General features: G+C 64.4%; 19 protein-coding genes. 9 read left to right on the top strand and 10 right to left on the bottom strand.

Going from position 1 to position 13,104, the window contains the following annotated elements:
• Window positions 1-81 precede the first annotated feature (81 nt).
• Window positions 82-900: a class D beta-lactamase gene (gene blaOXA, locus BRA471DRAFT_RS22940; RefSeq protein WP_035975088.1), complete on the top strand. Its 819-nt coding sequence runs from the start codon at window positions 82-84 to the stop codon at window positions 898-900.
• A 184-nt stretch (window positions 901-1,084) separates the two neighbouring features.
• On the opposite strand, the gene BRA471DRAFT_RS38420 is transcribed toward blaOXA, so the two are convergent.
• The 3 genes from BRA471DRAFT_RS38420 to BRA471DRAFT_RS22930 form a co-directional block, all read right to left on the bottom strand.
• Window positions 1,085-1,228 (bottom strand): hypothetical protein, encoded by a 144-nt coding sequence (locus BRA471DRAFT_RS38420; RefSeq protein WP_371258286.1) that lies wholly within the window; start codon window positions 1,226-1,228, stop codon window positions 1,085-1,087.
• Window positions 1,229-1,285: 57 nt separating this feature from the next.
• Window positions 1,286-1,879 (bottom strand): hypothetical protein, encoded by a 594-nt coding sequence (locus tag BRA471DRAFT_RS22935; protein ID WP_007611564.1) that lies wholly within the window; start codon window positions 1,877-1,879, stop codon window positions 1,286-1,288.
• A gap of 140 nt (window positions 1,880-2,019) precedes the next feature.
• Window positions 2,020-2,424: a DUF4260 domain-containing protein gene (locus BRA471DRAFT_RS22930; RefSeq protein WP_007611562.1), complete on the bottom strand. Its 405-nt coding sequence runs from the start codon at window positions 2,422-2,424 to the stop codon at window positions 2,020-2,022.
• Window positions 2,425-2,573: 149 nt separating this feature from the next.
• Here BRA471DRAFT_RS22930 and BRA471DRAFT_RS22925 point away from each other — a divergent pair, with 149 nt between their 5' ends.
• The gene (locus tag BRA471DRAFT_RS22925; RefSeq protein WP_007611560.1) at window positions 2,574-4,106 is read left to right on the top strand and encodes an acyl-CoA carboxylase subunit beta; all 1,533 of its coding nucleotides are present in this window, start codon (window positions 2,574-2,576) and stop codon (window positions 4,104-4,106) included.
• Between the two features lie 119 nt (window positions 4,107-4,225).
• Window positions 4,226-4,573, top strand: a complete 348-nt coding sequence (locus BRA471DRAFT_RS22920; RefSeq protein ID WP_035975085.1) for a hypothetical protein — start codon at window positions 4,226-4,228, stop codon at window positions 4,571-4,573.
• 25 nt (window positions 4,574-4,598) lie between these two features.
• Here the strand turns inward: BRA471DRAFT_RS22920 and BRA471DRAFT_RS39040 are convergent, their stop codons facing one another.
• Complete coding sequence (locus BRA471DRAFT_RS39040) at window positions 4,599-4,751, bottom strand: hypothetical protein (protein WP_007611557.1); 153 nt, start codon at window positions 4,749-4,751, stop codon at window positions 4,599-4,601.
• Between the two features lie 90 nt (window positions 4,752-4,841).
• The gene (locus tag BRA471DRAFT_RS22915; RefSeq protein ID WP_007611556.1) at window positions 4,842-5,489 is read right to left on the bottom strand and encodes a glutathione S-transferase family protein; all 648 of its coding nucleotides are present in this window, start codon (window positions 5,487-5,489) and stop codon (window positions 4,842-4,844) included.
• A gap of 127 nt (window positions 5,490-5,616) precedes the next feature.
• On the opposite strand from BRA471DRAFT_RS22915, the gene BRA471DRAFT_RS22910 reads away from it, so the two are divergent.
• Together BRA471DRAFT_RS22910 and BRA471DRAFT_RS22905 are read left to right on the top strand one after the other, a co-directional pair.
• A complete protein-coding gene (locus BRA471DRAFT_RS22910) occupies window positions 5,617-5,931 on the top strand; it encodes a hypothetical protein (protein WP_007611552.1) in 315 nt (104 codons plus the stop codon).
• Window positions 5,932-6,067: 136 nt separating this feature from the next.
• Window positions 6,068-6,367: a twin-arginine translocation signal domain-containing protein gene (locus BRA471DRAFT_RS22905; protein ID WP_007611550.1), complete on the top strand. Its 300-nt coding sequence runs from the start codon at window positions 6,068-6,070 to the stop codon at window positions 6,365-6,367.
• 144 nt (window positions 6,368-6,511) lie between these two features.
• Here the strand turns inward: BRA471DRAFT_RS22905 and BRA471DRAFT_RS22900 are convergent, their stop codons facing one another.
• The 3 genes from BRA471DRAFT_RS22900 to BRA471DRAFT_RS22890 form a co-directional block, all read right to left on the bottom strand.
• Window positions 6,512-6,763, bottom strand: a complete 252-nt coding sequence (locus tag BRA471DRAFT_RS22900; protein WP_007603074.1) for a GCG_CRPN prefix-to-repeats domain-containing protein — start codon at window positions 6,761-6,763, stop codon at window positions 6,512-6,514.
• A gap of 189 nt (window positions 6,764-6,952) precedes the next feature.
• On the bottom strand, window positions 6,953-7,963 hold the full coding sequence (locus BRA471DRAFT_RS22895) for an alpha/beta fold hydrolase (protein WP_007611546.1): 1,011 nt from the start codon (window positions 7,961-7,963) through the stop codon (window positions 6,953-6,955).
• A 101-nt stretch (window positions 7,964-8,064) separates the two neighbouring features.
• On the bottom strand, window positions 8,065-8,763 hold the full coding sequence (locus tag BRA471DRAFT_RS22890) for an ArsR family transcriptional regulator (RefSeq protein ID WP_007611544.1): 699 nt from the start codon (window positions 8,761-8,763) through the stop codon (window positions 8,065-8,067).
• 245 nt (window positions 8,764-9,008) lie between these two features.
• Between BRA471DRAFT_RS22890 and BRA471DRAFT_RS22885 the strand changes: the two genes are divergently transcribed.
• From BRA471DRAFT_RS22885 to BRA471DRAFT_RS22875, 3 genes are read left to right on the top strand one after another with little or no spacing between them, the layout of a single operon-like run.
• Window positions 9,009-9,317 (top strand): NIPSNAP family protein, encoded by a 309-nt coding sequence (locus tag BRA471DRAFT_RS22885; protein ID WP_007603076.1) that lies wholly within the window; start codon window positions 9,009-9,011, stop codon window positions 9,315-9,317.
• A gap of 37 nt (window positions 9,318-9,354) precedes the next feature.
• The gene (locus tag BRA471DRAFT_RS22880) at window positions 9,355-9,705 is read left to right on the top strand and encodes an antibiotic biosynthesis monooxygenase (protein ID WP_007611543.1); all 351 of its coding nucleotides are present in this window, start codon (window positions 9,355-9,357) and stop codon (window positions 9,703-9,705) included.
• Between the two features lie 51 nt (window positions 9,706-9,756).
• Window positions 9,757-10,566 carry an oxaloacetate decarboxylase gene (locus tag BRA471DRAFT_RS22875; protein WP_007611542.1) on the top strand — a complete coding sequence of 270 codons (810 nt, stop codon included), beginning with the start codon at window positions 9,757-9,759 and terminating at the stop codon, window positions 10,564-10,566.
• A 58-nt stretch (window positions 10,567-10,624) separates the two neighbouring features.
• Here the strand turns inward: BRA471DRAFT_RS22875 and BRA471DRAFT_RS22870 are convergent, their stop codons facing one another.
• The gene (locus BRA471DRAFT_RS22870; protein ID WP_007611540.1) at window positions 10,625-11,017 is read right to left on the bottom strand and encodes a hypothetical protein; all 393 of its coding nucleotides are present in this window, start codon (window positions 11,015-11,017) and stop codon (window positions 10,625-10,627) included.
• A gap of 164 nt (window positions 11,018-11,181) precedes the next feature.
• Here BRA471DRAFT_RS22870 and BRA471DRAFT_RS22865 point away from each other — a divergent pair, with 164 nt between their 5' ends.
• Complete coding sequence (locus BRA471DRAFT_RS22865; protein WP_007611539.1) at window positions 11,182-11,832, top strand: trimeric intracellular cation channel family protein; 651 nt, start codon at window positions 11,182-11,184, stop codon at window positions 11,830-11,832.
• 1 nt (window position 11,833) lies between these two features.
• Here BRA471DRAFT_RS22865 and BRA471DRAFT_RS22860 read toward each other — a convergent pair whose 3' ends face one another.
• Complete coding sequence (locus BRA471DRAFT_RS22860) at window positions 11,834-13,060, bottom strand: cytochrome c (RefSeq protein ID WP_007611538.1); 1,227 nt, start codon at window positions 13,058-13,060, stop codon at window positions 11,834-11,836.
• Between the last annotated feature and the right edge of the window lie 44 nt (window positions 13,061-13,104).

Below are 13,104 nucleotides of genomic sequence, written 5' to 3'. Positions count from 1 at the left end.
GAAGCAAATAACGTGTCATCGTTTTACCACGATAGCGGCTGCATGGTCGCGCCCGCTTTCATCGTTCAACGGACATCGCCCTTGCTCACCCGCCGTTCCACCGTCGGCCTTCTCGCCGCAGCTGCCGCTTTGCCATCGCGTGCATTCGCCCATGTCGCGCCGCCGCGCAACGAGATCCGTGACAGCCTTGCAAAGCGCTTCACCGACCTCGGCACATCAGGGACGTTCGTCGGCTACAAGGTCGAGGACTACCTGATCGTCGCGAGCGACAAGGAACGTTCGGGCGAGGCGAAGCTGCCGGCTTCGACCTTCAAGATTCCGAACTCGCTGATCGCGCTCGAAACTGGCGTCGTCACTGATCCCGACAAGGACGTATTTCCCTGGGATGGCGTGAAGCGTCCGATCGAGGCCTGGAACAAGGATCACACGCTGCGTAGCGCGATTCTCGTGAGCGCGGTGCCGGTCTATCAGGAGATCGCGCGCCGCATCGGGCGAGAGCGGATGCAAAAGTACGTCGATATGTTCGACTACGGCAATCGCGACATCGGCGGCGGCATCGACCAGTTCTGGCTCACCGGCGCCTTGCGTATCGATCCGGTCGAGCAGGTTGATTTCGTCGACAGGCTGCGCCGCCGTGTGCTGCCGATTTCGAAGCGCAGTCAGGATCTCGTCGCTGACATCCTGCCGGTGACCAAGGTCGGCGATAGCGTCATTCGCGCCAAGTCCGGGCTGCTCGGCGCCGAGCGCGGCGAGCCGTCGCTGGGCTGGATGGTGGGCTGGGCCGAGAAGGGCGAAGCGCACACCGTGTTCGCGCTCAATATGGACTGCAAGGAGCCGCGTCTGGTCGGCGAGCGCATGCCGCTGACGCAAGCCTGCCTTGCCGAGATCGGCGCGATCTAGCGCTACCGCGCTCGCGCTGCTCGACTAGCATCCCCCGGTCAAGAAAACCGGGAGGGACAGCATGAACTCAACGCCACTCTGGCCGTCGTCGCTCACGCTTGCCGCCGCGGGCGGCGAAGGCAGGCTTATCGTCCGACATTGTCAAATAAGCGCCTGCGAAGATGACCGACGACGAGGCGGTGGTCTACGACTTCGTCACAGAGCTCGCCACGATCTCGACGCAGGAATCCTTGTAGGTGAACGGCGCTTTCGTATCGCTGTTCATCAGCACGCCGCCGTCGCCTTCCTTGATCTGGCAGTTGCGCACCGTCTGCGCGCCCGCGGACACCGCGCCGCGGCACGAGCTCGGGCATGACGCCAAATCGTGAATGTGATTGCGCTCGTCTCAGGCGGGATCGGCCTTCTTAACCGTCAGCGCCTGGTCGATCGCAAAACCGCCAATCTCGCTCATCGCCTGCGAGATCACGTCGCCCTTGCGGGCAAAGCCGGCGGAGAGGACATCGAACTGGGTGCGCGCCAGCCGCAGCACCTCGATCGGCACCGAGATTGCGGTCTCGTTGAAGCTGTCGACCGAGGCGTGCAGCGTTTCCAGCTCGCTTGTGAGCTGGCCGATATGGCTCTCGGCGTGCTGCATCAGGCCGAGCAGCTTGCCGCGCTCGGCGTCGAATGCCGTGCGTTCGGCCGCCGCGGCCGCGGTGACCTCGGCAAGCTGGCTGCGCAGCGCGTCAATTTGCTTGACCATGGCATCGGACGCCATCTCACCGGCCTCGCGCAATTCGCTGTTGCGCGTGTTCTCTTCGTGCTCCCGATGATAGAGGCGTTCCGCCGACATCGCCCGCTGCGTCAGCGACTCGATCAGCGCGGCCGCGCGCAGCAACATTTCGCCGTTCCGCCCCGACACCATGCTGGCCATGCGCCGCAGGAAGTCGGTGGTTTCGGACGACGAGTTCGGCGGCAGGGGAACGACCGTCGCGGACATGGGGTGATGCTTGCAGCCGGAAATGATGACCGCCGCCGTACCGACTGAGCTCACGCAACATTCGGCGCCTGATCGTAAGCCTTGAGCAAGCCTGAATCGCCGCGCCCGGTCAACCGGGCGGGGCCGGATTTGCAACTGCGTCAGCCGGTCTTCCGCCGGCCGATCCGGCCGAGATGGGTGAAGCCGAACCCGGCCGAATATTTCAGGCCATAGCCGAGCGCCCGGTCGAGGCCGATATGGGCGAGCCAGATCAAGGCGATGGACAGGGTGAGCGGCGAGGCAAGGCCGAAACCGACGGTCAGCAGCGCGACCGGTGCCATGTAGCTGTGCGCGGCGTTGTAGACCAGCGCGCCGAATTTGGCGTCCGACAGATATGCCAGGAAGCTCAGATCGGGGACGAAGAACAGCAGGGCGAACACGAGCCATGAGCCGTCCCAGGCCCAGTAGAGCATCACCATGCCCACGAACAGGGTCAATCCTTCCAGCCGCAGCAGGATGTTGACGCCGCCCGTCGCCGCGCCGGTCTCGGCCGTTCCTTCGGTCATGGTCGTCTCCCAGGCAAAACTTTGAAATTCCTTGCGCTTTCCCGCTGCGACAAGGCAGCCCTGCGGGGCCGAAAGCCGCTTCCCGGCCTGCAAAATGCCGTGTTAGAACCCCCGGCAATCGCATTTAGGCTAAGAACTGGCGGGAGCAAATGAAGAATATCCTGGACGCCCTTGAAGACCGTCGCGCCGGCGCAAAGCTCGGCGGCGGGGAGAAGCGCATCGAGGCGCAACACGCCCGCGGCAAGCTGACCGCACGTGAGCGCATCGAGCTCTTGCTCGACAAGGGATCGTTCGAGGAATTCGACATGTTCGTCGAGCACCGCTCCACCGAGTTCGGCATGGAGAAGAACAAGGTGCCCGGCGACGGCGTCGTCACCGGCTGGGGCACCGTCAACGGCCGCAAGACGTTTGTCTTCGCCAAGGACTTCACCGTGTTCGGCGGCTCGCTCTCGGAAACGCACGCGCTGAAAATTACAAAGCTCCAGGACATGGCGATGAAGGCGCGTGCGCCCATCATCGGCCTCTATGACGCGGGCGGCGCCCGCATCCAGGAGGGCGTCGCAGCGCTCGCCGGCTATTCCTACGTGTTCCGCCGCAACGTGCTCGCCTCCGGCGTGATCCCGCAGATCTCCGTCATCATGGGCCCCTGCGCCGGCGGCGACGTCTATTCGCCCGCGATGACCGACTTCATCTTCATGGTGAAGAACACCAGTTACATGTTCGTCACCGGCCCCGACGTGGTGAAGACCGTCACCAACGAGGTCGTCACGGCGGAAGAACTCGGCGGCGCCTCGGTGCACGCCACGCGCTCCTCGATCGCCGATGGCGCCTTCGAGAACGACGTCGAGACGCTCTTGCAGATGCGGCGCCTGATCGACTTCCTGCCGTCCAACAACAGCGACGGCGTGCCGGAATGGCCTAGCTTCGACGACATCGGGAGGGTCGACATGTCGCTCGACACCCTGATCCCCGACAATCCAAACAAGCCCTACGACATGAAGGAGCTGATCCTGAAGGTCGTGGACGAGGGCGACTTCTTCGAGATCGCGGACGCTTTTGCCAAGAACATCGTCACCGGATTCGGCCGCATCGCCGGCCGCACCGTGGGCTTCGTCGCCAACCAGCCGATGGTGCTGGCCGGCGTGCTCGACTCCGACGCCTCACGCAAGGCGGCGCGCTTCGTTCGTTTCTGTGATGCCTTCAACATCCCGATCGTCACCTTCGTCGACGTGCCGGGCTTCCTGCCCGGCACCGCGCAGGAATATGGCGGCCTGATCAAGCACGGCGCCAAGCTGCTGTTTGCGTACTCGCAGTGCACCGTGCCGCTGGTCACCATCATCACCCGCAAGGCCTATGGCGGCGCCTTCGACGTCATGGCCTCCAAGGAGATCGGCGCCGACATGAACTACGCCTGGCCGACCGCCCAGATCGCGGTGATGGGCGCCAAGGGCGCCGTCGAGATCATCTTCCGCGCCGACATCGGCGACCCCGACAAGATTGCCGCGCGCACCAAGGAATACGAAGACCGCTTCCTCTCCCCCTTCATCGCCGCCGAGCGCGGCTACATCGACGACGTCATCATGCCGCACTCGACCCGCAAGCGGATCGCGCGGGCGCTGTCGATGCTCAAGGACAAGAAGGTGGAAACGCCGGCGAAGAAGCACGACAATTTGCCGTTGTGAAGACGTGTAGCCCGGATGAGCGTAGCGACATCCGGGTTTTCTATCCAAGTCCCGCATGTCGCTTCGCTCATGCGGGCTACCGATTCTGTTTCTGAGTTGGCATGCTCTATCCGAATCCAATGACCGAAGACGATTCGACCGACGAGATTTCAGACATCGAAGCGCGGATCGAGCGCCTCGCCGAGATCGCTGAGCGGTGCCGAAAGTACATCCTGGCATCCAAGCTCGCGATCGGTGGCGGTGCTGCGCTGTTGCTGATCACGATCCTCGGTTTATTCGGGATGGGTCAGACCGCTGCGCTCGGATCGATCGCTCTGATGCTCGGCGGCATCGTCTCGCTTGGCTCGAACGTCAGCACGTTGCGGCAGACGGAGAGCGCGATCGCCGATGCGGAGGCGCTTCGGTCTCAATTGATCAGCCGCATCGACCTTCGCGTGGTCGCCGATACGCCGATGAAGCTGGTGTGACGCGGCGGCTTGCGGGGTACGAACGTCACGCCGCAACCCTGCGCGTCAGTACCTGCAGCTCCTCGCGGCATTCGGCTGCGAACGCCTGAAGCTGCTCCGCGGTTTGCCGGTCGAGGATCGCCTTTGCCAGTCTTTCGGCGCGGGCAAGCTGGTCTCTGAGAAATGCGATGCGGGCCATGTGTCACCTTCCGCAGGGTTGATTTGATGGCCGTAACCCTACGGGCATCGCCGGATTCATTATGTGAGGCACATCACACCCCACGCCGCGTCAGCGGGTCGCGTCCGCCGCCGCGAAATGCGCCATCTGGTCGGCGTGGGCCTTGGCGAAGGCCGGGCGGGCGGTGGCGCGCGCGAGGTAGGCGCGGCAGGCCGGATGTTCCGTGAGCCCGTCAAAATGATCGACGAGGCGCAGCACGTCTGACATCAGGATGTCGGCGACGGAGAAGGAGCCCGCCAGCCATTCGCGCGCCGCCAGCACCGGCTCCATGTGCTTGAGGCGGAGCTCAAGGAAGTCGTCGAAAAACTTCACGGCCGGTGAGCCGTCGGCATTCCCGGTGAACCTGAAAAGCGCCCAGGGCAGGCTCGCCATCTCCACGGAATTGAGCGCGGCGAATATCCATTCTTTTGCCTCAACACGGCCGTGCGGATCAGTCGGCATCAGCTTCGCGCTGAGTTCGCCAAGATGCTGCAGAATCGCACCGCTCTCGAAAATGGAGATGTCGCCGTCAGTCAGCCATGGTACCTGGCCGAACGGCTGGTGCGCGAGATGCGCGGCGCCGCGGCCGTCGAACGGCACGCTTGCGACGCGGTAGGGGAGCGCCGCCTCCTCAAGGGCCCAGCGTACGCGAAGGTCGCGCACAAAGCCGCGCGGGAGTTCGGGAACCCAGTTGAAGGTGGTCAGGGTGAGGTCGGCCATAGGTCGTCTCCGTGCTTTCTTGCGCATAGGACGGACGAGGGGCGCGCGGTCCGACACCGCTGCCAACTCTTTTTGTCGTCGCCGACGTAACCGGCTAGTCTCACCCCAAACAACAGGAGGAAATCCGATGCCGTCAGCCTTCTTCGTCGTCCGCGCCGTCGTCACCGATGCGGGCAAGCGCGCCGCCTTCGATAGATGGTACGAGACGGAACATCTGCCCGACGCGGTGAAGGTATTCGGTGTAGCTAAGGCCTGGCGGTTCTGGAGCCTCGACGATCCGTCACTGCATCAGGCGATGTATCAGTTCGAGAGCGAGGCTGCGCTGCAGGCCATGCTGAAGGGCGATGCGCTGACGCAGTTGGTGGCCGATTTCAACCGCGATTGGCCCGACGTGACGCGCACGCGCGAGTTGCTGGTGCTGGCGCAGGAGTTCGGCAAATAGAGCACCGGGCTACGGCGCTGCGAATCCTCCTGTCACCTGCGCAACGAAGCTGAACGCGCGATTCAGCTTCGGTTCATGTCGTCACCGCGACACTTCCTCTGCATCACTGGCACGACCATCCAAGAGGAAAGAAGTCATGGAGCGCCGGAATTTTTTGAAATTTGCAATCGGTGTCGCGGCCGGAGCTGCCGCGTTCACGGCCGCCGCAAAGGCTGCGCCGCTGGCGCCGCAGCCGCTCGGTGACCCCAGCACGCTGCAAGGCAATCCCGACGCTCATCCCGCGGTCACCAGCAGCGATGAAGCCGCGCAGTTGAAGCCGGAGCAGGTGCACTGGCACGGCCACCACCACCATTGGGGCTGGCGTCACCGTCATTGGGGTTGGCGCCGCCGTCACTGGGGCTGGCATCGCCGGCGATGGCACCGCCGCCATTGGTAAGCTTCGCGCAAGCCAGGCTTGAACGGGGACCGCGATCGCGGTCCCCGTTTTGATTCGAAACATCCCGGTGCGACGTCAAACGTCCAAAATAAATGGCCGCGCAGGCTTTCGCCGCGCGGCCATTTAGCTATGCAAAAAACGAGATCAGAACGGACGGCAGCGGCCGGCGTACCAGCGGAAGCCGTAGGGGCACACGCGCGCGCGCGGCACGACCACGACAGGGGCCGGCGCAACCACGATCGGACCCGGGCGGACAACGACCGGACCGCGCATCGGGCGGCAGCCGCCATAGGCGCCGCGATACCAGCCGGGGCCGCAACCGCCGGCGGCGCTGGCCGCCTCGCTGAAACCAACGACCGCGCTGGCGAGCATCACGGCGGCAAACAGGTATTTCATTTGATCTTCCTTCTCGTCTTGGGGCAGGTTCTATAGGGCTTGGCACTTTCGGCGCACCATGAATCAAAAGACACGATTCGACACGTTAAAATCGCAACATGCCGACACGACGCGAGCCAAATCTGCCAATCATGACCTGAATGCGGCATGAACATTCCCCGCACGCGGCTCCGGACGACAGCAATGTCGCTAGCGGCCGAGAAAGTTCAGGACCAGCTCGTTGTACTTCTCAGGCGCCTCCAGGAAGACGAGATGGCCGGTGTCCGGGATCACCTCGGCGCGCGCATTCGGCATCTTCGCGGCGAGTGCCTTCGCCAGCTCGGCGTTCTCGCCCATTTTCGCGCGCAGCGCCTCCGGCGCGCTCAGTCGGCCCGGTGCGTTGTGGTCGTCGGCGCCCATGATGAACAGCGTCGGCTCGGTGATCAGTGCGATCTCGTGCGCCACCGGCTCACGATAGATCATCTGGCCCGAGCTGACGAAGGCGCGCAGCCAGCGCGGATAATCCGGGCTGCCCTTGATGTTGAAGCGGGCGTCGATGAACGGCGTGATCGCCTCAGCCGGCAGCTTGATCGCGTAATTGGTCTGGAGCTGCTTGCGATAGCCGTCGGCCGTGAGCTTGTCCTCGGTCTCGATGATCTTTTCGGTCGGCGTCGGCGGCACATACAGGCGGTAATCTTCCAGCCCGATCGGGGCCGTCAGAACAAGGTGCGCGACGCGGTCGGGAAAGGCGCGGGCGATGCGGACGCCCAGCATGCCGCCGAGCGAATGGGCGATGATCTCGGCCTTGTCGATCTTCAGATGATCGAGCAGCGCGATGGTGTTGCGCGCCAGATTGTCGAAATGCAGCTCGCCCGTCGGCTTGGAGGATTTGCCGAAGCCGATCTGGTCCGGCACCACGACGCGGAAGCCGGCCTCGCTCAGCATCTTGATAACAGGCGCCCAGTAGCTCGACGGGAAGTTGCGCCCGTGCAGCAGCACGACGGCGCGGCCGTTGGGCTGCGCAGGCGACACGTCCATATAGGCCATGCTGAGCTGCTCGCCGTCATTGACAACAGGCAGCAGGTGCACGGGGTAAGGATAGGCAAAGCCTTCGAGCGCGATGCCGTAAGGTTCGCGCGGGGCGGCGTCGGCGGCGCGCGTGGAGGTGAGCGGAGAGGCGATGAGGGCGGCGACGAGCGCGGCCCAAGCGAAGCGGTTCATGAAGTCTCTGAGGGTCATGGAACGATGGTTCGCATAATGACGTGGACGGCCGCGGGTCAAGCCCGGCCGCGACGAGAGACGTCGTTCACACGGAGTTGTGTCTATTCCCGCCCATCACCGAACAACGCGGCAAACTGCTTCTCGCCGGTGCGGGTGAAATTCACCACGCGGCTGCCGGGCGTGGCGTCGCGGGCGGCCCATTTCAGCTCGGCGAAACGCTGCATCATGGCGGCGCCCAGCGTGCCGGCGAGATGGTGGCGCCGCTCGCTCCAGTCGAGGCAGGCCTTGCAGACCGGCCGGCGCGGATGGGTGAGCATGTCGGGCGAGATCTGCAAATGCTTCGCCAGGAAGCGCTCGCCCTCCGCCGTCAGCTCGATCTCCTGCTTCTTCTGCCTGACCAGGTTTTTCGCACGCAGGGTGTCGAGCATCTGCACGCCGAGATCGCCGGCGAGATGGTCGTAGCAGATCCGCGCACGCCGCAGCGCCGGATCCTTCGGCCCGGTGCGCACGCGCATATGGCCGGTCCGCGCGGCGAGGCCCGCAAGGCCCTCCAGCACACCGGCGACGTCGTCGTCGGTGAGACGGTAGTAGCGGTGGCGGCCCTGCTTCTCCGGTTCGATCAGGCCACCGGCCTCGAGCTTGGAAAGATGCGAGCTTGCGGTCTGCGGTGTGATGCCGGCCTCCTGCGCCAGCTCGCTCGCGGTGAGCGCGCGGCCGTTCATCAGCGCCGTGAGCATATTGGCGCGTGCGGGATCGCCGACGAGCGAGGCGATCATGGCGATGTCGGGACCTGATTTCATGCTTCGATGGTAGCCGAAGCATTGCGGTCGGGCAAGCGCGTAGCGTTGTGTTGCTCGTCATTGCGAGCGAACGGCGTAGCACGACTGAAATCTCGATCCTCACCCTGAGGAGCGCGCTCTTGCGCGCGTCTCGAAGGGCGAGGTCACCGGCGGGGCCGTCATCCTTCGAGACGCTTGGCTCGCGCCAAGCTCCTCAGGATGAGGAGCTGGCGCTTCGCTCGCGCAAACAAGGAAAGGAAACTTAGATGTCCGTCACCGTCTTCATCCGCTACCAGCTCGATCCCTTCAAGCGCGCGCAGTTCGAGGAATATTCGAAGCGCTGGCTCACCATTATCCCGAAATGCGGCGGCGATCTGATCGGCTATTTCATGCCGCACGAGGGCACCAACAACATCGCGTTTGCGCTGATCACCTTCGAGAGTTTGGCTGCGTATGAGGCCTATCGCGCTCGGCTGCGTCAGGATACGGAAGGCATGGCGAACTTCCACTTCGCCGAGGAGCACAAATTCATCCTCGCGGAAGAGCGCACGTTTCTGCGCCAAGTGGTTTTGTAAGTGGTATCGTAGGCCATCAACTCAAGGAGAGACGCCCATGATCGCCGTGATCTTCGAGGTCTGGCCGAAGCCGGAACACCGCCAGGATTATTTCGACCTCGCGGCCGACCTCAAGCCGATCCTGCAAACCATCGACGGCTTCATCTCGGTCGAGCGTTTCGAGAGCCTGACCGACAAGGGCAAGATCTTGTCGATGTCGTTCTGGCGGGACGAGGCGGCCGTGCAAGCCTGGCGCAACACGATGGAGCATCGTCGCACCCAGGCCAAGGGCCGCGCGAAAATCTTCGCCGATTATCATCTGCGTATCGCCAGCGTCATCCGTGACTACAGCATGAATGATCGCGAGCAGGCGCCGAAGGACAGCCGCGCGGTGCACGACGCACACTAGCGCTCGCGGCGGCACGTCCCCATCTCTGCGCGGCAAACAAGGGAGAGAAACATGCATGTGACAACTGCTGACAAGCGCGCGACCTTCAGGAAGATGCACGAGAGCGGCTGCTTCATCCTGCCCAATCCGGTCGACGTCGGCAGCGCAAAAGCGTTGCAGCATCTCGGTTTCAAGGCGCTCGCGTCGTCGAGTGCCGGCTTTGCCTGGACCATCGGCAAGGCCGACAACCATGTCAGCGTCGAGGAGGTCTGTCAGCATCTGGCAGCACTGAGCACGTCCGTCGACATCCCCGTGAACGCGGATTTCGAGGGCGGCTTTGCGGTCGAGCCGCACCAGGTCGCGGACAATGTCGAGCGCTGTGCGCGCACCGGCGTTGCCGGCCTGTCGATCGAGGATTCCACCGGCGACAAGGACAAGCCAATCTACGAGCGCACGCTCGCAGTCGAGCGCATCCAGGCGTCGCGCAAGGCGATCGGCGATAGCGGCGTGCTGCTGGTCGGGCGCTGCGAGGCGTACCTGTGGGGCGTGACCGACCTCAAGCTCGTCATCGACCGGCTCACCGCTTACGCCGATGCCGGCGCCGATTGCCTTTACGCGCCGGGCCTGAAGAGCCGCGAGGACATCGCCGCGGTGGTGAAGGCTGTCGCACCCAAACCATTCAACCTGCTGATCGGCGGCTCTGGGCTGTCATTGCAGGAAGCTGCCGATCTTGGCGTGCGCCGGATCAGCGTCGGCGGTTCACTCGCTCGTGCCGCCTGGGGCGGCTTCATGCGGGCCGCGAAAGAAATGGCAGAGAAGGGCACCTTCGCGGAACTCGCGAGCGGATATCCCGGCGGCGAGCTCAACAAGATATTCAGCTAGAGACAGACGAAGGCGGCGGGATGTGAGTCCCGCCGCTGTCGCATATTGTTGCAAATCGTTACTTCGCGGCGCCAGCCGGTGCCGGCGTATCCGGGGCCGGCTTGCTCGGCGCGGCGCCCGTGGTCACGCCCGGCGCGGTGTTGGTGCGGGGCGTCACGTCACGCATGCCGGGCGGTGCAGCCGGATTGGTAGCCGGCGCCTGCTGGGCTGTCTGCGTTGCCGGCGTGGTGCTCGCCTGGTTGCTGGTGCCGGTGTTGTTCAGGCCATAGAATACGGCGCCCAGCACCAAGGCGATGGCCACTGCGAACAGGGCTATCTTGCCGCTGGAGGCGGGGCCTTCGCTAAGCTCAGGGTCGACCTGAAGCTGGGCATCCCGTCGCGCCGCATTGCGATACTCATCATCGGCGAGATTCGGGCGGTACGGATCGTTGGTAAAACGGTCGTCAGCCATCGATTGGTTCTCCTCGATTATTGCGGCTGGACAACCCTTAGATGCGAGCTTCTGTTCCGCCCTCCTTAGTGCTTTCGTCGTATGTTGCGCCCGCGGCGGGAATCGGGAACCTGTTCGCTGGGGTACCTGAAGGGTAAGTTCCGCTGGCGGGAAGGAACCAAACGATGTGGAGCTTGCCGCCGAGCGATAGCGTGCTGCATCTGTTGTCGCTGGTCGCGGTGGCGGCGCAAGGCATGACTGCCGCGCTCGCTGCCGGCCGCCGCAGCATGGATTGGCTCGGCGTCTGCTTCCTCGGCTGCATCACGGCGCTCGGCGGCGGCACCTTGCGCGATCTCTTTCTCGGTCATTATCCCCTGGCTTGGGTGCAAAACCCCATCTACCTCGCAATGGCCGGAGGCGCCGCCTTCCTCACCATCCTGATGGCGCGGCTGGTCCACCGGCTCAAACTGGCCTTCATCGTGCTCGATGCCATCGGCCTCGTCGTCTTCACCATGACCGGCTGCGACATCGCCTGGCAGATGGATGCCACGCTGCCGATCGTCATCGTCTCCGGCATGGTGACCGGTTGCGCCGGCGGGGTGTTGCGCGACGTGCTCTGCAACGACGTGCCGCTGCTGTTCCGCTCCGAGCTCTATGCCAGCGTCTCGGTGGTGACGGGGCTGTTCTATGCCACCGCGTTCGGTCTCAAGCTGAACGCCGAGCTCTGGACCATTTTGACGTTCGCCCTCGGCATCAGCTTCCGTCTCCTCGCGGTGCGCTACAAATGGGAGATGCCGAAATTCGTGTTCACGGAAGAGGAGGAGCGGGAGCCTTGAGCTAGGGCTCCTGCTTCCGCGCCCTCGCCACCTGCGCCGGCGTCACCAGCGGCGCGGCGTTGCCCCAGGAATTGCGGATGTAGTTCGTCACCGCCGCGACTTCTTCGTCGGAGAGCTGGCTGGAATAGGCCGGCATCTCGCCGGTGTTGGGCGCGCGCGGCGTGGTCACGGTGTGGGCGCCGTCGAGGATGATGCGCAAGGTCGAGGACGGATTGACCGATTGCAGCAGCGCGTTGGCAGGCAGCGGCGGATAGATGCGCGGTGCGCCTGTGCCGTCGGCCTCATGGCAGGCGATGCAGAGCTTGGCGTAGACGGCCTGGCCGGCTTTCATCTCGGCATCGTCGGGCGGCGTCACGATCGCCTCGCGCCGCGCCGGCGGCAGGTTCTTCAGGTAAACCGCGATCGCGCGCACGTCGGCATCGCTCATCTTTGAGGTCGAGTTGGCGACCACCTCTGCCATCAGCCCGCTGGCATGGCTCCTGGCGTTGCGCCCGCTCTGCAGATATTCCGTGACGTCCTCGACACTCCACGATTTCAGCCCGCTACGGGCCGCGCCATCGAGCCGTGGCGCGTACCAGCCGCCGACCTCGTTGCCCGCGAGGGCCTGCGCCTGCTTGTCCGCGCCGAAATAGTTCTTCGGCGTATGGCAGGCGCCGCAATGACCGAGCCCGGTGACGAGATAGCCGCCCCGATTCCACGCCGCGCTCTGGCTCTGGTCCGGCTCGAACAGGCCGGGTTTGAAATAGACCATTTTCCAGATCCGCATCAGGCCACGATAGCCAAACGGCCAGCGTAGTTCCGGCGGCTTGTTGCGGCTCGTGACGGCCGCGAGCGTTCCGAGATACGCCCGGATCGCCAGTGTGTCGTCCTTCGTCATCCGCGTGAAATAGGGGTAGGGGAACGCCGGGTAATAGTTGGAGCCGTCGGGCGCGACGCCGGTGCGCACGGCGCGGGTGAAGTCGGCGTCGGTCCAGGCGCCGATCCCGGTGTCGCGATCCGGCGTCAGGTTCGGCGCGTAGATCGCGCCAAAGGGAGTGGCGATGCGCTTTCCGCCCGCGAACGGTTTGGCGGGATCGGCGGTGTGGCAGCCCGCACAGCCGCCGGCCTCCACCAGCGCCTTGCCGGTGGCGATCAGCTCCGGTGACGGCTCGGCAGCGACGGCCGCGCTCGCAACCGCACTGCACAACGCCAGACCCACGACAGCCAAGCCAGCCAGAATCGTCCGCATCGAAAGCCTCTCCTGCGACCCATCGACGCCGTCCGGGATGACTG

This window comes from Bradyrhizobium sp. WSM471, assembly GCF_000244915.1.
Taxonomy (GTDB): Bacteria; Pseudomonadota; Alphaproteobacteria; order Rhizobiales; family Xanthobacteraceae; genus Bradyrhizobium.
The sequence above is the reverse complement of the archived record's forward strand: the minus strand, read 5'-3'. Positions and strand labels throughout refer to the sequence as shown.